The organism is Micromonospora sp. Mcm103, from assembly GCF_024519755.1.
Taxonomy (GTDB): domain Bacteria; phylum Actinomycetota; class Actinomycetes; order Mycobacteriales; family Micromonosporaceae; genus Micromonospora; species Micromonospora aurantiaca.
The window spans coordinates 39,147-59,836 of the sequence record NZ_JALJRJ010000018.1; the positions used below are offsets into that span (position 1 = coordinate 39,147).

The window sequence follows — 20,690 nt, forward strand, 5'->3', positions numbered from 1 at the left end:
CCATGTAGACCGACAGGCCGCCGACGGCGCGGGCGGGCCCGCCACGGCGACGGGCACCGGCTCCGGGACGGGCGCCGGCACCGACGGTGCGGGAGGCAGTCCGGCGGCGTGACCCGTCGTGTGCCGGTACGTCCCGGCCTCGATCCCGCGTGCCGAGAGCCCCGGGCGTCCCGGCGCCACGAGCGAGGACGGCTGCACCGCCGCGCGCTTGCGGGTCGCCGGATCCAGCCGCGCGGCCAGGTCACCGGCCAGTTCCCGGTGGCGGTCCGCCGCGGCCGGCGCCGGGTCGTCCACGACGAGCCGGACGCGGTTCGGGTCCATCGGTACCGCCCGGATCCGGTCGGCGTGCCGGGGTGGCTCCGGGCCGCGCAGCCAGAGGCCGGACGGGATCACCTCGACCACCGCGTCGTGGGCGTACTGGTAGACGCGCGGGCCGACCGGCTCGCCGAGTTCCGGCGGCGCACGGTGACGCAGGATGCGCGGCGTCACCGCCTTCGCCCCGAGGGTCTCCCGGGGCCGGTAGGCCAGTTCCTCGGCGAAGACCTGCCAGCCGGGCCGCCCGTCGGCGTCGACTGTGAACAGGGCCGGGCCGTCCGGGCGGCCGCTCGGCACGCCGGTGAAGACCCGCACCGGGCAGCGCAGCAGGTCGGCCAGCGCCTGCCCGAACGGCTCACCGTCGGGCAGCGCGACCGGGCCGTACTGGACGAACCGGGCGTGCTCGCGCCCCTCGGGCGCCAGGCCGCGCCAGAACCGGGCGATGTCGTCCAGGCGCAGCGGCGCCGTCCCGGGGCAGCCGACCAGGACCGGCATGGCGTCCGGCAGGCACGGCATCGTCGAGGTGAGGTGGCTTCCGTGTACGGCGACGGCGGCCTCGTCGCGGCTCTCCCGGAGCCAGACGCCGCCGGGCAGCGGCTCGGCGGCGCAGGTCGAACTGATCGTCAGGTGGTCGACGGCGGCGCCGTCCCAGGCCGGTACGGGATAGCGCTTCGACTGCCAGACCGGCGTGTGGCCGCGCCGGTAGCAGACCCAGCCGCCGAGATCCGTCGCGTGCACGAACAGCAGTCCCGCCGCGCCCGGGATCATCCGCCCGAACGGGGCGATCACCGGCCGGCCAAGCCGGTCGGAGAGCCACTGGCCGGCGAGCGCCCCGGTCTCCGGGCGGGCGCCGCACACCACCAGCCGGATGCCCCGGCGCAGGCGCTGCCGGCGCAGCTCGGTCGCGACCGTGTCCCAGATGTCGAACGGCAGCTCGTGTTGCAGGTCCAGGATCACGATGTCGTTGTCGGGATCACGGTCCACCGACAGCGCGACCGTACGGGCCTCCGTGCTGATCCGCTCGCTGGCGTGCAGCACCAGGGCGTTGCCGACGGTGTGGCGCGTGATCACCTCAGATCATGCCGGAGCGCAGGGCGTAGGCCACCGCGTGCGAGCGGTTGCGCAGCTTCAGCCGGTGGTTGAGGCCGTAGATGACGTTCTTCACCGTGCGTTCGGAGTAGCGCAGCTCGTCGGCGATCTCGTTGGTGTCGAAGCCCTCGGCCATCAGCCGCAGCACGTCGATCTCGCGCGCGGTCAGGCCGGAGGCGTTGAGCCCGTTGGGGTTGAGCACGTCGCGCTGGAGCCGTTCGATGTGCTTGAGCAGTTCGCCCACCAGGTTCGGGGGCAGCACGCCGCCGCCGGAGGCGGCCGCCCGGACGCTGTGCACGAGGCGTTCGGCGGTGACCGCCGCGCGTGGCAGGACGGCCACGACCCGGCACTCCACGGCGGTGAGGAGTTCCTGTTCGCTGACCTCGGTGGTGATCAGGACGACCGGGGCGCCGATCTCGGTCGCCGCGAGGCGCAGCATCGCGATCACGTCGGTGGTGAGCCGCTCGGCGGCGACGACGAGGACCTGCGCCCGCGTCCGGTCCGCGCTGTCCAGCAGCGTGATGTCGGAGCGCGACCGGAGGTGGGCGGTCAGGCCGGTGTGGGTCAGCGGGTCGGGCGCGTGCACAAAGACGGCAACTTGCTCCACAGCCATCTCCATCACTGTCAGTAGGGGCTGACAGTCTCATGGAGGGTCCTTCAGGAAATCTCCACACTCTCTTTCCCGAGGGCGCGGAGCCGTGAAGATCTGCCCATAGCCGCTGGTCAGACTTTTTTCAGTCAGTGAAGATTGATTTCGACGGGGCCCATCTTCTCCGTCGCGAGCTTCCCGGCGTTCGCGGCTGCGGTCTGGATCGCCTCCATGATCGCCGCCTGCAACGACGCTGCGTCACGCTGCTCGTACACCCTCGGGTCGACCCGGACGGCCTGGACCTTGCCGAGACCGCTGGCCATGACCACCACAGTGGCGTCCTGCGAGCGGCCGGTGACGATCGCCCGCTCCAGCTCCGCCTGCGCGTTGCGCATCTGGTCCTCCAGGCGCTGAGCGTTCTCCATGAACTCCTGGAACGAGGGGGGAACGGGCTTGGACTCGGGCTGCATGCCGGGCCTTTCTGTGTGGGACGGTCGTGGTGGTCAGCCGACGGCGGCCAGGCCGCCGAGCCGCTCGCCGGCCGCCGGGCCGGGCGCGGCCAGGTCGGCGAGCGCGAGGGTACGGGAGCCGGTGCGCCGGGTCAGCGCGAGCGAGAACTGGTGGGCGGCGTGGACGGTGCGCTCGGGCAGCCGGCCGGCGAGCTGCGTCAGCGCGGCCCGGACGTCGTCGGGTACCTCGTGGCCCCGCCGCACCAGGTGCCGCAGCACGATCGCGGCCAGCTCGTCGGTGCTGAACTCGGGCACCGACCACTGCTGGCCGAACACCTCGTTCACCGCCGGCACCGCGGCCCGCAGGCTCGCCAGGGCCGCCTCCTCGCCGGTCAGCACCACCACCGGATCACCGAGCCGGGAGCGCATCCGGCCCACCAGTGCCTCGGCGATCTCCGGCGCGACGCCGGAGGCGTCGTCGACGTAGTCGAGCTGGAGCACGCCACCGGCCGCGTCCTCGAGGACCGCGTCCACCAGGCTGCCGGCCTGGCCGGGCCACTGCGGCGCCAGTTCCCGGCTCGTGCTCACCCGCACGAGCTGGCCGACCGGCACCAGGCCCAGCTCCGACAGGCATGCGGCGTAGAGCCGGGCGTACTCGCTGCGGCCGCTGCCGGCCCGGCCGCCGAGCAGCACGTTGCCGGTGCGGCCGGGGCCGCGTCGGCGGTTGCGTCCCTCGCAGAGCTGCAACAGCGTCTGCCCGGCCGCCTCCTTGACCCGCTGCCCGCCGACCAGGCCGCAGATCCGCTTCCAGCTGCGGGCCGCGTTTATCGCACCGGTCGGGTCGGTCGCCGCGTCGGGCTGCTCGCCCTGCTCGACCGGCAGGTCCTCCAGCAGCGCCAGCTCGGGTTCGACGTCGGCGGCGGTAAGCCGGTTGAGCTCGTTGTCCTTCGTGGGCGGCGTGGTCGCCAGGCGCGACGCCTGGTTGTTGATCAGCGCCTCGAACAGCTTGCGGGCCACCCGGCCGTTGCCGAACGTGGCGTTCTTCGGCACCCGGGTGAAGTACGCGGTGAGCGCCTCCACCGCGTCGTCGGTCAGCTCGTAGTAGTGCTTGCTGACCAGGTTCGAGGTGATGGTGACGAGTTCCTCGACGGAGTAGTTGGGGAACTCGATGGTGCGGGTGAACCGCGACGCCATGCCGGGGTTGGAGGCGAGGAACTGCTCCATCAGCTCGGAGTAGCCCGCGACGATCACCACCAGCTCGTCGCGGTGGTCCTCCATCATCTTCATCAGCGCGTCGATGGCCTCCTGGCCGAAGTCCGGCCCGGAGCCGCCCGAGCCGCTGGACAGCGTGTACGCCTCGTCGATGAAGAGCACGCCCCCGAGCGCCTTGGTGACCAGCTCGGTCGTCTTAATCGCGGTGGAGCCGATGTACTGGCCCACCAGGTCGGCCCGCGCCGCCTCCACCATGTGGCCCTTGGACAGGATGCCGAGTTCCTTGAGCACCGAGCCGTACAGGCGGGCCACTGTGGTCTTACCGGTGCCGGGCGGCCCGGCGAAGACCAGGTGCCGGCTCATCGGCGGCATCGGCAGGCCCATCTGGAGCCGGACCTGCGACATCTTGATCAGGTTGATCAGCGCGGTGACCTCCTGCTTCACCCCGCGCAGGCCGATCAGCCCGTTCAGCTCGCGAAGCGGCTCGCTCAGCTCGTCCGCGCCGTCCTCCGCCGTACCCCCGTCGTCGGCGACCGGGGCCGGCGCGGCGGCCGGCGGGCCGGCGGGCGCCGGGGTGGCCTGCGGGCGGCCCACCGTCAGCGCCTCGGTCGTCACTGTGGCGCCGGGCGCGCGGCGGACGTCCTCGGCGCCGCTGTCGCGCACCACGCACCGGGTGAGCGCCACCGGCTCCACGGTGTCCACGCCGATGCCGGCCGCGCCGCTGCCGAGCACCTCCCCGTCGCTCACCGACCCCCGGGAGCCCGCCTCGAAGACGATCCCGTCGGCCCGGGCCTCCCGCACCCGGGTCTGCGTGACGGTCGCCGACCCGGTGACCCGCAGGCCGTCGCGGGCCGCGCCGACGATCTCGCTGTCCCCGAGCCGGAGCGTGCCCTCGGCCAGCGCGCCGGAACCGCGCAGCAGGGCCGCGCGCAGCGTCAGGTCCGCGCCGGTCCCCACCCGGACGCAGGCCGCGCCGGTGCCGGTGAGGCGCGCCTCGTGGACGACGCCCCGCGCCGGCCCGGTCAGCGCGAGCGCCGTCGCCTCGCCCGCGTCCACCACCAGGTCGGTGCCCTCCAGCGAGGCGCCGTCCTGGACCAGCACCCCGCCGCCGGTGGTGATCTCGGCGCGCAGCCGCTGGAGCACGACAGCCGACTCACCGGCGAGCACGGCGACGTGGTCGCGCGTGCCCCGCACGGTCAGCCCGAGGAACCGGGGCGCGCCGCCGTTGACGGCGATGCCCACCGGCGCGTCCTCGACCGTGCAGTCGGTGAAGGTCGGCCGGCCACCAGCGAGCACCTGCACGGCGGTGTGGCCGGCGCCGCCGAACGTGCAGTTCCGGAACTCCGGCGACGCGCCCTCGGCGATGTGCGCCGACTGCACCGCGGCGCCGGTGAACGTCGAGTCGCTGATCTGCACGTCCGCCTCGCCGCGGACGAAGACGTCGACGTTGCCGCTGCCGGTGACGGACAGGCCGCGGATGCGGGCCCAGGCCCGCTGCTCGACCACCAGGGCGGGCTTGCCGGCACCGGTGATCTCGCACTGCTCGATGGTGAGCCGGGCGTCGCCGCCGACGCACACGCTGTTCGCACCCGCCGTCCGCAGGCGGCACCGGCGCAGCGTCAGCGCGCTCTGCTCGCCTGCCACCACGCTGCTCGTGGCGACGTCGTGGACGTCGGTGTCCTCGATCGTGCTCGACCCGGCCGACATCACCACCACGCCCGCGCCGGCCGAGCTGGTCACGTCGCAGCCGCGCAGCGCGACGGTGCCCTGCATGCGGGCCAGCAGCGTCACCCAGGAGGCGCCGCTGACCCGGCAGTCGTCGAGCGCCACCTCGCCCGCGTACACGTCGACCGCCGCCAGCGTCGTGTCGGCGCTGCTGAGCGTGATGCCGCGCAGCTGGGCGCCCTCACCGCGGACGACGAGGACGCTGCCCTCCTCCACGTGCACCTCGACGGTGCCGGGCTGGGCCGCGCTGATCGTCACCCGGTCGCCGACCACGAGCTTCTCGACGTACCGGCCGGGGTGGACGTCGATGGTGGCGCCGGGCTCGGCCCGGGCCAGCGCGGAGCCGATCGTCGGATAGGACCCCGGCTTCCGGTCGCCCACCACAAGAACCTGCCGACTCACCGCGTCATCCCTTCCGGTCCAGCCCGGGCAGCACCCGCAGGCGCCCGCGGGCCGCCGCGCCGATGCGTACCCGGGGCTCGGCCGAAGCCCAGCGGTCCACGCTGCGCCGCAGCGACGTGAGCGCCAGCTCGTCCAGCGACACCCGGTTGGAGTCGACCCGGCCGGTGTCGTCGATCTCGTTGGCGCCGATCTCCCGCAGCAGGACCGCGCCGCGCTCCCCCTCGGAGGGCCGGCGCAGGTCCAGCACCTTGAAGTTCGTGCCGGGCAGGAACAGCACCCGGTCCTCGACGTGCTCGTCCCCCTCCGGCTCCAGCAGGCTGGTCCGGCGGGCGGTCATCGACCAGATCAGCACGTCGGTGTCGCCGTCCTCGGACGCGCACGGCTGGGTCAGCGCGTTGACGAAGCTCCAGTCGGTGACCAGCCGCCGGTCCTGGTAGAGCGCCCACTCGCCGTCGGTCGGCGACAGCCGGTAGACGGTGGTGCCCCGGAACGACGGCATCCGGGAGACCCCGGCGACCACGCACCGCGCGAACGGCACGTGCGGTCCCTTGCGGCCGGAGCGCAGACCGGCGTCGACGCCCGGTCCCCGGCCGGTCAGGTAGAGCCGCAGCGCGACCGTGTCGGCGAGCACGTCCTCGGTGGACACGCCGGAGCCCTGCATGCCCGGGTGCTCGGACATGATCCGGGACACCGAGCTGGCCATCACGTCGAACTCGCGACTGAGCGTGCGGCGCAGCCAGGCGCGCTCGTCGGCGAGCCCCTTCTTCTCCGACAGCAGCGCGCCGGCGCCGGCCGAGGGCACCGGCTGCACGCGTGCCTCGGCGGCCACCTCCGACGGTTCGGCGGCCTCCGACGGTTCGGCGTTTCCCGAAGACGACTCGGGGGCGTCCGACGGCTTGACGTGTCCGGCGGGTGCGGCCGGTCCGGTAGGTGCGGTCGGTCCGCCGGGTTCGACGGTCCGCGCGGGCGCGGTCACGGGCGACGGGCCGGCTCCGGCGGACGGCAGGTCGACCGCGACGACCGGCATCGACGGCGGGGCCGCGACCGGCGCCGCCGGACCGGCCGCCACCGGCGGGGCCGCGAGCGCGGAGCCGAAACCGGCAGGCATGGTCGGCGGTGCCGGCTCGCCGAAGCCCGCCGGCATGGTGGGGGGCGCGGGGTACGTCTCGCGCCCGGCGTCCTCGACGGGTGCCACCGGCGGCGCTGTCGGCAGGGGCACCGCAGGTGGGGCCGGCAGCTCGGACACGAGCGGCACCGTGGGCGGCTCAGGCAGCTCGGACGCGATCGGCACCGGCTTCGGCGCAGGTGACCCGGACACGACCGGCGACGCGGGCGGTGCGGGCAGCTCGGAGACGACCGGCACCGCGGGTGGGTCCGGCAGCGTCGCCACGACCGGCGGCGGGGGCAGTTCGGAGACGACCGGAGGCGCTGCCGGCAGCGGTACCGCGGGCGGATCCGGGAGCGCGGACACGAACGGTACCGCGGGCGGCGCCGGCAGTTCCGGGACGAGCGGCGCGACCGGCGGCGACGGTGCGGGCGCGGCCGGAAGCGGCACCGCGGGAGGTGCGGCCGGCTGGTCCCGATCGGCGGGGACGGCCGGGACCGGGGCGGGAACGGCGACCACCACGCTGTCCGCCGCGGACGGTGCGACAGGCGCGGACGGGGCGACCTCCATGTACGCGGGCACCGGCACGGTCGTGCCCACCGCCCGGGTCTCGGCTTCCAGGTCGATGACCACCTCGGCCCGGCTGGCCGGTCTCGCGCCGGGCACCAGCACCGACGCCGGCATCAGCGCGCGGCTCGTACCCGCCATGCCGTCGACCCGTGCGGCCAGGTCGAGTGCCAGTTCCCGCATCCGGTGGGCGGTGGAGTGGACGGTGTCGTCGAAGACCAACGTGCCGCTGCCCGCGTCGAGCATCGCGGACCGGACCTGCTCGGCGTTCTTCGGCTCGACGGTGGAGCGTACCCAGAGACCGGCCTGCACCACCTCGACCACGGCGCCGGGTGCGAACCAGTAGACCCGGGGCGCGACCTCCTCGGCGCCGGGCAGCGGCGGGCGGTGGCTGAGCACGGCGGGCCGGCGGGCCCGCGAGTTGGGGTGCGCCCGGGGCGTGTAGGAAAGTTCGAGCGCGTACGGCGCCCAGCCGAACGCGCCGTCCGGCAGCACGGTGCGGATCTCATACCGCTGCGGGCTGCCGATCGGTACGCCGGTGTAGCAGGTGACGTCGGTGTTCAGCAGGTCGGCGAGCGCCTGGCCGAACGCCTCGCCCTCGGGGATGCGGACCTCGCCGAACTGCACGAAGCGCACACGCTGGCGGTTCTCCTCGTCGAGTCCGCGCCAGAAGCGCACCACGTCGTCGAGCGACAGCGACGGTGTGCCGGGGCAGCCCAGCAGCACGGTCATGGTCTCGGCCTGACACGGCACGTACGCGGTGAGCCGTTGCCGTTGCGGGTCGACCACCTGCGGGTCGCGGTTGCTGTGGATCCAGACCCCGGCCGGGATCGGCTCGATCTCGGCGGTGGCGCTGGACGGCCGGGTGTCGATCGCGGCCCGGTCCCATCGCGGCGTCGGGTAGCGCTTGGCGTCCCAGGCGGGCGGACGGCCGGGCCGGAACCGCACCCAGCCGCTACCCGGTGCGGAGTGGACGAACAGCGTTCCGGCGGAGCCGCGTACCAGGTCGCCGTCCGGGGCGATGACGGTGCGGTTGAGGCGTTCGGAGAGCCACTGACCGGCCATCGCGGCGGAGTTGCCGTGCCGGCCGCAGGCGATGAGCCGGATGCCGCGGCGGCGGCGCGGCAGCACCCCGGCCATCGACTCCCACGCGCTGATCGGCATGCCGTCGCCGAGGTCGAGCACGACCACGTCGTTCTCCGCGTCCTCGATCATGGACAGCGCCAGCGACTGGGCCTCCGGGCTGATGGCGTCCTCGGCGTGCACCACCAGTGCGTTGCCGACGGTGTGCTGGACGACGCCCTCGGGGCGGTCCTTGCCGCCGCCGAACAGGTCCCGGAACCGGGTTGCCATGATCGACCTACCCCACTTCTGCGGCCGCGAGGGCCCTCATGCTCAGCGCCGGGCCCTGCGGCACCAGCGCGAGCAGTTCTCTCGGGAAGGGAACGTTCACGACCCGGTCGAGCTTCAGCGCCCGTACCGCGTCCTGGTCGCCGATCGGGTACGCCTTTCCGTCGTCCGCGATGTACGTGGGCAGGGGTTGCGCCGCCCCGGTGCCGACCGGCGCCGGGAGCACCGCCATGCCGCTGCCGGGCGCGGTGAGCACCGTCGCGCGCCCGTCGGGGCGGACACCGGAGCGGGCCAGCGGGGCGAGCACGGCGGTGCTGTCGAACCGCGTTCCGTCGACCGCGCTCTGGCGCAGGCACAGCGCGTACGGGCCGGGTTCCTGCGGGGTGAGGCCGGTCAGGTCGGGCAGCCGGGTGAGCAGCGACCGGTCGGCCGACATCCGGGCCGCGGCGAGGTCGGCGGCGCTCAGCTCCACCGGCTCCTCCCCGGAGGTGGCGGTGGCGAGCAGGAACTCGGTCCGGCTCAGCGGCGCGAGGCCGTCGCGGCGCAGCACCAGCAGCTGTTCCGCGCCGGTGTCGGGCCGCTGCCGGAACAGCGTGCCGATCGGGTACGTCCGATCGCCGACCCGCCCGGAGCGGCCCGCGCCGGGGATCGTGGCCGGGGCCAGGTCCGGCCCGTCGGGCAGGAAGTCGAGCCAGTCCTGCGGGGCGGGCACCTTGCGGGTGGTGGTGGCGCCGAGCGCGACGAGCACCGCCGGGTCGGCGACCCGGTGCCTGCGGCCGGCGGTCACCAGGTAGGTGGGTCCGTCGGCGGCGCGGACGACGGCGAAGCGGTCGGCCGGCAGCGGGACGGCCTCGGCGCGCGGGTCGAGGTTGAGGCCGAGGCGGTCGCCGGGTTCGTCGGTGACCGAGCCGGGCAGGCAGGCCAGCCACGGGCCGGCGACCATCTGCCCGGTGGCGACCGACTGCGGCGCGCCGTCGATGCCGATCGACGGTCCGCGCGGAACGTCCTTGATCGACTCCTTGGAGATCAGCTTCACGGTGGCGCCGCTGCCCTGGATCAGCATGGCCGAGGTCAGGTTAGGCGTCGGGCGCAGCACGCCGTCGAGGTAGACGTACCGGTTGCCGCTCTCCTTCTCCACCAGGATCACGCCGCTGCGGGTGTACGCCTTGCTGCCGCCCGGGACGATCCAGCCGTAGACGGCGAACCCGGCCACGACCAGGACGCTGATCAGCACGCCGAAGGCCAGGCCGGTGACGGCACGCTGCCCGGGAATCTCCGCCGTGGACGGGTCGCCCTGCACGAGGGCGGAACTCAACCGGCCCATCATGAACTGGTGGGCGTGGACGTGGTCGCGCTGGGTCTGCACGGCCGGCTACCCGAAGAGTCCGCGGGCCCAGGCGTAGAGCCCGAGCACCTGGGCGAGCACCGGCAGCACGGCCAGGCCGGTGGCGACGTCCAGCCCGCCGGCGGTGTACTCCCAGAACGGCAGCATGCGTCGCGGCCACGGCCGCAGCGCGGCCATCACCAGCGGCACCAGAAGGGCGACGAGCCCGCCGAGCAGGACGTACCGGCCGGTCGGGGCGAGCTTGTCGGAGAACATCAGGGCCACCATGAGGTAGCCGACGGTACCGGCCGCGACCAGGGCGACCCGCTGCCAGAAACCGAAGAAGGTACGCGAGCGCAACAGGATTGCACTCGATGTCACCAGCACGAGCGTCCATCCGGACCAGCCCGGCGCCCGCATGGTGTGGTGCATCAGCACCGGCAGGACCAGCGCGGACGCGGTCATGCAGGCGGTCAGGTAGGTGTCCGCCTCGTCGGCACGCGACTTGACCAGGTCGGAGTCCTCCGGCTCGATGTCGTACGACATGTCGGCGCCGGTCTTCGGCAGTTGCGGTCCGCGCAGCCGGGCGAGCTTCACCGCCGCCCGGGGCGCGATCACGATCAGCACCAGGATCACCGACACCGCCACCGCGGACACCTGCGGCGCGGTGAGCGCGAAACCGTCGCCGGCCAGCAGGACGAGCACCACCATCGCGGCGGTCAGCGCGACGATCAGCAGCGGGGCGAACGGCATGACCGGTGTGACGGTCCGCTGCGCGATCAGCAGGAACGCGGTCACCCCGACGACCGCGACGGCGGCGGCCAGCCCGGCGGCGGCGGTCCAGGCCACGCCGTCCGGGTCGCCGTCGACGGCGCTGGACGCGGCCACCGCCGCGAAGAACGCCGCGCCGCCGCCGAACAGCAGCGGGAACGCGCCGTCGGTCTGCTGGCGGGCGCTGACGATCGCCGCGGTGAACAGCCCGGCCGCGAGCACCGCGCCGGCGATCACCTGGGGCAGCACCGGGCCCCGGTCCACGAGGACGGCGGCGATCAGGCCCATCGCCACCAGGGAGAGCACCAGGAACAGCACCCGGCGGTACTCCGGCTGCCACCTGTCGGCCCGCCGGTTGACCACTGTGGCGACGCCCTCGGCCAGGTCGTCGAAGTCGAGTTCGGGCAGCGGGTCCTGCGCCGGGCGCAGGTGCAGTTCCTCGCCCTCCAGCCAGTCCAGGCTCTCCGGCGTGCCGGACAGCTCGAACGGCGCCTGACCGAGGCGTTGCAGCACCCACGACTCGTCGGGCACCTCGCCGTCGGGCACCCGGGCCAGGTCGGTGGTGTGCCGCACCAGCAGCGGCATCAGGTTCGCCACCGGCATCCGGGCCGGTACGGCCAGATCGGCCCGGCGCGCCGGGCCGATCACCGTGATCCGGCACAGTTGGTCGTTGAGCGCTGCGGTCACCAGCGAGCCTCTCTCATCGGGCCGTGTCCGACACGAAACCGGTCTGCATCAGGCGTACGCCGCGCCGGGTGACGAGCTGGGCGCGTCCGGGCGGCAGTTGGCGGGGCTTCGCCTCGCCGAGGAACTTGCCCTCCTCCTTGGGGTAGGAGAAGAGCGTCGCGGGCGTGCCCAGCTCCCACATCCGCCGGATCACCGGGTCCATCATGGCCCGCATCGCGCCGGAGGTGCTCCGCGCGACGATCACGTGCAGGCCGATGTAGGCGCCCTGGGCCAGCAACGGCAGGAGCGGGTCGAGCGTCGAGCCCATCCCGGTGCTCTTGGTCATCAGGTCGTAGTCGTCGACGATGACGAACAGCTCCGGCCCCTCCCACCAGTCGCGCCTGCGCATCCGCTCGGACGACACGTCGGCCCCGGGCATCCGCCGGTTCATCGACACCGACGCCTGGCCGGCCAGCTCGTGCATCTTGTCGCCGGTGAACGCGAAGCCCACCTGGTACGCGGCGCCGATCGCGGTGTCCAGGTCGCGGCGCGAGTCGCCGAGCACGACCTTCGCCCGCTCCGGCGGGTAGTGCTGCTGGATGGACCGCAGGACGAGCCGGAGCAGGTTGGTCTTGCCGGTCTCGCTGTCGCCGAGGACCAGCATGTGCGGGGTGGTCATGAAGTCGTGCCAGACCGGGGCGAGACGCTGCTCGTCCTGGCCGATGACGAACTTGAAGTCGGACTCGGGCGGCGGCAGCGTCTCGACCATCAGGTGCGCCGGGAGCATCCGTACCGGCGGGGCGGTCGGGCCGGGCCAGAACGTGCCGATCTCCTCGACCACCGACTTGGTCGCCTCGGCCAGGTCGCCCACCTCGGAGCTGCCGTCCATCCGGGGCAGCGCGGCCAGGAAGTGCAGCGCGCCGTCGGTGAGGCCGCGGCCGACCTGGTTGGGCACGGTGGCGGCCTTGCGGGAGCCGTGCTCGGACTCCATCGCGTCGCCGAGCCGCAGCTCCAGCTTCGTGCCGAGCAGGTCCCGCATCCAGGTACGCAGCTCCGACCAGCGGGTCGCGGTGACGATCACGTGCACGCCGAAGGACAGGCCGCGCGAGGCGAGCTCCTGGAACTTCTGCTCCAGCTCCTGGAAGTCCTGCTTCATCGTGTACCAGCCGTCGATGACCAGGAAGACGTGCCCGAAGCCGTCCTCGATCACCCCCTCGGCGACCTTGGCCAGGTAGGTGGACATGGAATCGAGGCCGTGCCGCGCGAACTCGGCCTCGCGCCTCTCCATGACCTGGAGGACCTCCTCGACCGTCCGGACGACGCGGTCGCGTTCCATCCGGGTGGCGATCGAGCCGACGTGCGGCAGGCCGGCGATCGAGGCGAGGCCGCCGCCGCCGAAGTCGAGGCCGTAGAACTGCACCTCACGCGGCGTGTTCGCCAGCGACAGCGCCAGGATCAGGCTGCGCAGCAGCGTCGACTTGCCGCTCTGCGGGGCGCCCGCGATGCCGACGTGGCCGTCCGCGCCGTTCAGGTCGACCACCAGCAGCTCGCGCAGCTGCTCGGCGGGCCGGTCCACCACACCCACCGGAACCCGCAGCCCACCCTGGACGGCCGGGTCGTCGATGGTCATGCCGCGTACCGGGTCGGGCAGCACGCTCGGCATGAGCGAGTCCAGGCTGGGCGCGCTGGACAGCGGCGGCAGCCAGACCTGGCGGGCCGGCGGGCCCGAGCCGGCGAGCCGGTCCAGCAGCACCTCGACCAGGCTGGGCCCGTTCGCGTCGGCGGCGGGCTCCTCGACCTGCTCGGCCGGGCGTTCCGGCCCGGGGTCGTGGCGCACCGCGACCTGCCGGGTGGTGAACGGCACCACGTCCGCGGTGGGCTCGTCCCCGGCGTCCGCGACGCCGCCGCGGCGTCCACTTCCGGTGTACGCGCCGGAGACGTACGCCGCCTTGAAGCGCACCAGGTTCGTGGTGTCCACCTTCAGGTAGCCGTTTCCGGGCTCGGGCGGCAGCTCGTACGCCGCGCCCACGCCGATCACCGACCGCGACTCCATCGAGGAGAACGTGCGCAGCGCCAGCCGGTACGACAGGTGCCCCTCGACCCGGTTGATCCGCCCCTCGTCCAGGCGCTGCGAGGCGAGCAGCAGGTGCACGCCGAGCGACCGGCCGAGCCGGCCGATGGACACGAACAGGTCCATGAACTCGCTCTTGCTGGACAGCAGCTCGCTGAACTCGTCCACGACGATCAGCAGCACCGGGAACGGCACGAGCTGGGCGCCGTTGCCGCGCGCCTTCTCGTAGTCGAACAGCGAGGCGTAGCCGCTGGCCCGCAGCATCTCCTGCCGCCGGGTCATCTCGCCGTTGAGCGCGTCCTGCATCCGGTCGACGAGCGGCAGCTCGTCGGCCAGGTTGGTGATCACCGCCGAGGTGTGCGGCAGTTTGTCCATGCCGAGGAAGGTGGCGCCGCCCTTGAAGTCGACGAGCACCAGGTTGAGGATCTCCGAGCTGTGCGTCGCGGCGAGGCCGCAGACGAGGGTACGCAGCAGCTCCGACTTGCCCGAGCCGGTGGCGCCGATGAGCAGGCCGTGCGGTCCCATGCCGCCCTGCGCGGACTCCTTCAGGTCCAGCTCGATGACCTCGCCCTCCTCCGTGACGCCGATCGGCACCATGAGGCGGTTGCGCTGCGGCGTCCGGGTCCGCCACAGCGCCTGCACGTCGAAGGTCATCGCGTCGCGGATGCCGAGCAGCGTGGTCAGCTCGAAGCTGGTGTCCAGCGGCTCGTCGGAGACCTCCAGCGTGCCGCTGGTCCGCTTCGGCGCGATGATGCGGGCCAGCGCCTCGCACCGGGTCTGATCCAGGCCGTCCCGCTTGGCCGAGCCGGTCGTCGCGCCGGCCGGGAACTCCACGACGTCGTCGGTGACCGTCAGCCGCAGCACCTTGGGGCCGCCGGGCATCGCACCGGTCAGGTCCAGCAGCACCACGTTGCGGATGCCCGCGCCGAGCAGGCGGGAGCTGTCCGGCAGGTCCACCAGATGCGCGACGATCACCAGGAACGGCTCGGTGGTGGTCGACTTGACGGCCCGGTCGTGGTCGCCCCGGTCGGTGATCTCCGGGCCGAGCATGTCCATCAGCGCGTCGTGGCTGCCGGCGAACATCCGCACCGGGCCGGCCGCGTCGTACGCGGTGGGGTGGGCGTTGTGCGGCAGCCACTTGACCCACTCCCACGGGCCCCGGTGCACCTCGGCGGCGAGCACCGCGATCCGCAGCTCGTCCGGGGCGTGGAAGGTGGCGAGCTGCGCCACCATGGCGCGGGCCAGGTCGATCGCCGGGTCGATCGCGCCCTCGAACTCGACGCTGGTGAAGCTCGGCAGGCCGACCGAGGTGGGGATGCCGGACACCGTCCGGTACGCCTCGGAGAACCGGCGCAGCGAGATCGACGACAGCGGTTCGAGGTCCTCGATCGGCTTGGTCGACGGCGGGTTGAACTTCAGCATCGCGGTCTGCCGGCCGAGACCGATGCGGACCCGGCCGAAGTCGTCGTGGCTGGGCCGGCGCTCCCACAGCCGGCTGCCCATCGCGATCGACCACAGCCAGCCCGGCTGCGGGTTGTTCCACAGCACGTGCCGGCGCTGCTGGTCGGCCGCCTCACGGGCCTGCTTGCGCAGCTGCCCGATGTAGCGGAGGAAGTCGCGCCGCTCGCCGCGCATCTTGCGCTTGCGCTCGGCAGCCGCGCGGCCGATCTGCATGACGCCCATGAGCAGCATGCCGCCGGCCATCGCGCCGCCCATCACGTACATGATCGGAGTGCGGTTGTAGAGGCCGAACATGGCGAGCATCGCGCCCATGCCGAGGCCCATCGGCACGACCATCGCGAACGAGCGGAAGTCGAGCGGGGCCTCCTCCGCCATCAGCGGCGGCTCCTGGAGCTCGATCGAGCCTTCCGGCGCCTCCGGGCCCGGGGCGCGGGGCGGGCGCTTGACGGTGACCGTACTCATCCGATCGTCCCCGCGTCGGCGCCGTCGCCGCCCCAGACGGTGCGCTCCTGGCGCAGCAGCTTCACCGCGTAGCGGTCGTTGCGGTAGCGCTCGGCCACCTTGACGTCGTCGTCCTCCTCGGCCTGGCGCTTCTTCTCCTTCTTCGCCCGCTCCTCCTCGTCCCTGCGGCGTCGCTCCTGCTCGGCCCAGAACGCCTCGGCGCGGGCGGCGGCAGCCTTCTCCTCGTCGGCGAGCGACGCCGTGAACTCGGCGTCGCTGACGCCGGGCTCACCGCACCGGGGCATCTTCTCCAGGTCGGCGCCGAAGAAGTCGAGCGTGCCGTCGGACGGCCGGGGCGCCTTCGCGGGCGCCACACGCCGCCACACGGCGCGCGGGGGCTGCGGTGTCTCCGACATGGTCACCCTTCCCTGCCGTCGTCAGCTGACGGGCCGGTCAGCCAGTCCGCGTCGCTGAGGTCGTCCCAGCCCGCCGTGTCGTCCGGGTCGTCGTCCGGGCGGACCAGCGGCACGTGGTCGTCGGCCCCCGGCCGGGCGCGGTCACCGCCCCAGACGGCGTCGTCCTCGCGCAGACCGGCGGCGGGTTCCCGGCCGGCGCCGGGTTCGCGGTCGTCGTCGCGGTCGGAGGGACGCCGGACCGTGCCGGCCCGCGCCGGGTCGCCGGGGTCCGCGCCGGACGCCGCGCGGCCGGACGCCTGCGGACCACCGACTCCGGCGACGGCGGCGGCACCGGCCAGGCCGAGCGCGCCGGGGACCGCGACCGCCACCTCACCGTCGGCCACGACGGCTGTCCTCCGCTGCGTCCCCTCCGGACCGCCGCCGCCCGGCGACGCCTGTTGGTTCGACTGCGCAGGCGGGTTCGGCTGCCCGGACTGGTTCGGCGCGGCCGTCTGGGCGGGTGGGTTCACCGCCGGGGACAGGTCGACCACTGTCGGCACCTCCACCGCCGTCGGCGGCACGACCACTTCCGGTACGGGCACACCCGGCGTACCGCCGGTGCCGGACCCGGGTGCCGCCGGAACCTCCGGCGCGGAGCCGTCCAGGCCCGGGCCACCGGCCACGGTGCCGTCCCCCGCCTCGGGCGCGCAGTCCTCCGGCCGGGCCGGGGTGCAGTCGGTCTCGTCCGGCCGGATCAGATCGGACGCCCCTGGTGCGGTACGTGGTGTGGTGCCGGCGGGCGCGTGGCTGCCCGGCGGGCCGGCCATCGGCGGCAGCACACCGGCGACCGGTGCCGTCACGTCGGTGCTCGGGAGCGTCACACCGGTGCTCGACGGCACGGCGGGGACCGGCTCCACCAGTCCGGCGCCGCCCGTGCCCGCTCCCGTGGGCGCCTGCGGCGCACCGGCGTCGGGGGTCGACGGGCGCCAGTCGTCGGCGTCCGCCTCGATCAGCCCGGAGGCGTCCGGCGCGTCCGGCACGCCGGCGGGCGCGCCCGCACCGGCGCCCGGCGCGCCCGGCGCTCCCGGCATCATCGGCATCGCGGCACCGGCCGGCGCCGTGACCGGCGAGTCGACGCCGACGCCCGGAGCCACGGGCGCGGCGGGGATCTGCGGGCCGTCGACGCCGAGCCCGTCGCCACCGGCCGGCGCGCCGCCCGACCCGTCCGGCACGCCCGCGTCCACGCCCACCGGTCCCCAGTTCTCGGGGTCTCCGCTGACGAGTCCCCGGGCGTCGGGCGACTCGGTCCCACCGGGGTTCGTCGCGCCACCTGCGGGTCCCGGCATGCCGGGCATGGGCGGCATGCCGGCGCCCAGCCCGGCGCCGCCGGCCGAGACGCCGGCCGGTGCGCCGGGAACCTGCACGCCGTCGAACCCGGGTGACCGCCAGTCCGCCTCGTCGCCCTCCACCAGGCCCTTGGCATCCGGCGCCTCGGGGACACCGGTGCCGCCACCGGCACCGGCACCGGGAGCGCCCGCGCCGGGCATGCCCGGCATCATCGGCGACTGGAAGCCGCCGCCACCGGGCACGGCGCCACCGGGAGCGGCAGGGATGTCCACACCGTCGACGGCACCGGGGGCGAAGTCGTCGCTGTTGCCGAGCAGCCCGTTCGCGTCCGGCTTCTCCGGCAGCCCGGGACTGCCGCCCGCACCGGGACTCGCGCCGCCGGGCGGGCCGAAGCCCGGGACACCGGGCGCGGTGAACCCGCCGCCGGGGGTGCCGATGCCGCCCACGCCCGCCCCGGGCTTCAGTCCGCCCACGGTGCCCGGTCCGGAGAACGACGGCGGCTTGACCGAACCGGCGCCGCCCGCACCCCCGCCGAGGTTAGCCGAGCCCGGCGGCTTGATGCCCGGCGGTACGACACCAGGGACGAAGCCGCCCGGTAGTCCGCCGCCGCCCGGTACCCCGCCGCCGCCCGGGAAGCCGCCGCCCGGCCCGTTGATGCCCGGTGCGTCGAAGCCGGGCAGCCCGCTGCCACCGCCCCCGCCGCCGGGCGCGGGGCCACCGATCTCACCGGGACCCGAGAACGCCGGCGGGGTGATTCCTCCCGGCCCCTGGCCGGGACCCGGGCCACCGATGCCGGCCAGGTTCGGCGGGGTGATCGTGGGAACCGTGATGTTCGGCGGCGCGCTGACGGCCGGCGTGGTGATGCCGCCGATGTGCGGCGTGGTGAAGCCCGGCGGGGTGAGCCCCGGCGGGGTCGTGAACGTCGGCGTCGTGAAGGTCGGCGACGGGATCGGCGGGCCCGTCGGCACGTTGATGCTGGGCGTGGGCACGCTGACCGTGGACGTCGCCGCCTTGTCGGTGGTCATCCTGTACTTCTCGGCGACCGTGTGGACGACCTCGGACATCTGCTGGGCCATCGGCTTCTCGTACTCGGTGCCGCTGATCGGCACCGGGCCGCTGCCGCTGCCGACGCCGTTGTCCGAGGCGATCGACGCCCAGGCGCGGTCCAGGTAGGCGATCGTCTGCTGGGCCCAGGACAGATGGTTGGCGGCGTCGTAGAGCTGCGACGGCAGCGAGTTGCGGTTGGTCGAGGAGTTGATGCTGTTGGCCGCCGTGGTGGGGTCCGGGATTGCGCCGCCGGCCAGGTGCTCTGCCTGCTTGCCGAGCAGGTCGGCGTAGTAGTTCATCTTGTCGCGGAACCCGTTGGCCGCCGGCCCCTTCCACGCCTTGTCGTCGCCGACCATCGAGGTGACAGCGGTACGGATGGTCTGTTCGAGCCAGATCAGCAGGTCCTGGGTCGCCTGGAAGGCCTGCGCGGTCTCGACGACGGACCGCACACTCACCAGCGTTTCGGCGTGGTCCCGCCCGCTCTCGGTGGTCAGCGCGGCGCCGCCGTTCACCGCGGCCTCGAGCTTCCGCCAGCCCCGGGTCTCCTTCGCCCAGGTCCGGTAGTCGTACAGGTCGCTGACGGGGACCACCTTCGGTGGGAAGGTGGCCGCCTCCTCCGCGGGATCGTTCCACCCGTCGAGCTTGCTGTCACCGAGACCGTTGCCCATGCCCTGTCCCTCTTCGCGAGCGGCGAGACCTGTTCGCCCGCGTCAGTTTCCGTCGGTCTTGACGATCTTCTGGCCGTAGGTCTTCAGGTTCTCCAGGCCATTGAAGGAGTCGCCCATGATCTCGCTGAGCTTGTCGGTGGTGAGCGCGTTGAGCTCTTCGAGGTTCTCGTACTCCGCGGCCATCTTCAGCAGGGCGGCCTGCACCGCGAGCAGGGCGGTGTTCATGTTGACGAGCATGTCCTTCATGTCGCCCTTGACGCCGCCGTCCTGGGCCGTCGCCCCGACGATCGCCTGCCGCAGCACCTCGGCCCGGGCGAAGGCGCCCGGACGCGGGTCGATCGCGCCCACCTGGTCGGCCGTGGTGAGCAGGATCTTCCCGGCGCCGGTGATGCGGCCCAGCACGTCCTCCGCGAACCACTTCAGGGCGGCGGTGTTGACCGCCACGCCACTGGTCGAGGCGGTGTCACCCCTGAACGTCGGGCTGATCGCCGGCGGTTTGAAGCCCGAGCCGGTCGAGATCTTGTCGTCGATCCAGTCGGACTGGTCGGTGAACGCGGGCGGCGTCACGTTCGACGGGTCGGTGATGTTGTCCTTGTACGTCTTGACGAGGTTCTTCCAGCCGTCGGTGTCGAGGATGTTCTTGTCGTACCAGTCGCGAGCCTCGATCCACTCCGGATGCTCCGCGCGGACCTCGTCCTTCCACCGCTCGTAGTTCACCCCGGTGCGGTTGTTCTGGTGCTTGTTGTAGAAGGCCATCCAGGAGTCGTGCGCCGCCTGGGTGGTGCCCTCCGGCTTCCCGATGGCGGCGTCGCCCATGCCGTAGGCGTTCATCGCGCTGATGGCTTTGTCGTTGGGGTATCCCCAGTCAATGCGGGCCAAGGAGCTCACTCCACTCGGGTGTCGACGGCGGAACGTTGGCACAGACCCCAGCGGCCCGGGTCGTCTGGCGCACCGGGCCGGGGACGGACGACACGCCGCGTCCGCGGCGGCCGTCGAGCGGATCAGCCGCCTCGGACGTCGTTCCAGATCATGGCGTGACGCTGCTCGGTGGTGCCGTAGTTGTCGGAGATCTGCAGCAGAGTCTGGCGGGCCTGCTCCAGGTAGCCGACCATCGAGTCGGCCGCCTGGTTCCAGGCCAGCTTCGAGACCTTGTACTGCTCCTGGGCGGCACCGGTCCACTGGGCGAGGCTGGCCTCGACGGTGCGCTCCATCCCCTCCAGCGACGACTGGATCTGGCCGTTGATGCGGTTCATGTCGGTCAGTACGGCGTCTGCCTGCACGAAGTCGAAGGTGTAGTTGGACATGTCGGTCCTCTCGGGAGATCGGGCGGTCGGGGTGCGGCTCAGATGCCCGGCAGGGCCGCGCCGAAGGAGTTAGCCACGCTCGACGCCTCGTCCTCGGCCGTCTGGTAGCCCTTGGTGGTGACACCCATGACCTCGAGCATGTTGAGCAGCTCGTTGATCACCCGCTGGAAGGCGTTCTCCCAGTTGTCCATGGCCTGGTTGAATCCCTGCGACGCCTGGCCGGTCCAGGAGGAGATCAGGATGGCCATCTGCCCGTTGACCGCGCGCAGCTGGCCGGTGAATTCGGTGGCCTTGTCGGAGAACTCCTGGGCAGCCCGCTGCATACCCTCTTCGGTGGTGCTGACGATCGGCATCGTCACGGTCGGACTCCTCGTGTCAGGGAAAGGTGGCAG

Annotated in this window: 12 protein-coding genes and 1 pseudogene; all 13 read right to left on the minus strand. The window is 73.4% G+C overall.

Annotated features, from left to right (window positions below; translation table 11 throughout):
- Window positions 1-1,386: pseudogene (locus OC439_RS21645) on the minus strand (hypothetical protein); the annotation flags it as partial.
- A gap of 1 nt (window position 1,387) precedes the next feature.
- A complete protein-coding gene (locus OC439_RS21650; RefSeq protein ID WP_194802792.1) occupies window positions 1,388-2,023 on the minus strand; it encodes a helix-turn-helix transcriptional regulator in 636 nt (211 codons plus the stop codon).
- 119 nt (window positions 2,024-2,142) lie between these two features.
- Window positions 2,143-2,463, minus strand: a complete 321-nt coding sequence (locus OC439_RS21655; protein ID WP_262015019.1) for a YbaB/EbfC family nucleoid-associated protein — start codon at window positions 2,461-2,463, stop codon at window positions 2,143-2,145.
- 33 nt (window positions 2,464-2,496) lie between these two features.
- The gene (locus OC439_RS21660) at window positions 2,497-5,727 is read right to left on the minus strand and encodes a right-handed parallel beta-helix repeat-containing protein (protein ID WP_410054944.1); all 3,231 of its coding nucleotides are present in this window, start codon (window positions 5,725-5,727) and stop codon (window positions 2,497-2,499) included.
- 58 nt (window positions 5,728-5,785) lie between these two features.
- On the minus strand, window positions 5,786-8,806 hold the full coding sequence (locus OC439_RS21665; protein ID WP_262015021.1) for a hypothetical protein: 3,021 nt from the start codon (window positions 8,804-8,806) through the stop codon (window positions 5,786-5,788).
- Window positions 8,807-8,813: 7 nt separating this feature from the next.
- On the minus strand, window positions 8,814-10,169 hold the full coding sequence (gene eccB, locus OC439_RS21670; RefSeq protein WP_262015022.1) for a type VII secretion protein EccB: 1,356 nt from the start codon (window positions 10,167-10,169) through the stop codon (window positions 8,814-8,816).
- 6 nt (window positions 10,170-10,175) lie between these two features.
- Window positions 10,176-11,585 carry a type VII secretion integral membrane protein EccD gene (eccD, locus tag OC439_RS21675; protein ID WP_262015023.1) on the minus strand — a complete coding sequence of 470 codons (1,410 nt, stop codon included), beginning with the start codon at window positions 11,583-11,585 and terminating at the stop codon, window positions 10,176-10,178.
- Window positions 11,586-11,598: 13 nt separating this feature from the next.
- Window positions 11,599-15,558 (minus strand): type VII secretion protein EccCa, encoded by a 3,960-nt coding sequence (gene eccCa / locus OC439_RS21680; RefSeq protein WP_262015024.1) that lies wholly within the window; start codon window positions 15,556-15,558, stop codon window positions 11,599-11,601.
- Entirely contained in the window at window positions 15,555-15,953 is a 399-nt protein-coding gene (locus tag OC439_RS21685) for a hypothetical protein (RefSeq protein WP_262015025.1), read from the minus strand. The genes eccCa and OC439_RS21685 overlap by 4 nt, the downstream gene beginning before the upstream one ends.
- A 2-nt stretch (window positions 15,954-15,955) precedes the next feature.
- Complete coding sequence (locus OC439_RS21690; protein WP_262015026.1) at window positions 15,956-18,994, minus strand: hypothetical protein; 3,039 nt, start codon at window positions 18,992-18,994, stop codon at window positions 15,956-15,958.
- Window positions 18,995-19,036: 42 nt separating this feature from the next.
- Entirely contained in the window at window positions 19,037-19,873 is an 837-nt protein-coding gene (locus OC439_RS21695) for a hypothetical protein (RefSeq protein ID WP_262015027.1), read from the minus strand.
- A gap of 122 nt (window positions 19,874-19,995) precedes the next feature.
- On the minus strand, window positions 19,996-20,298 hold the full coding sequence (locus OC439_RS21700) for a WXG100 family type VII secretion target (RefSeq protein ID WP_262015028.1): 303 nt from the start codon (window positions 20,296-20,298) through the stop codon (window positions 19,996-19,998).
- Window positions 20,299-20,336: 38 nt separating this feature from the next.
- Complete coding sequence (locus tag OC439_RS21705) at window positions 20,337-20,657, minus strand: WXG100 family type VII secretion target (protein ID WP_091416604.1); 321 nt, start codon at window positions 20,655-20,657, stop codon at window positions 20,337-20,339.
- Window positions 20,658-20,690 lie beyond the last annotated feature (33 nt).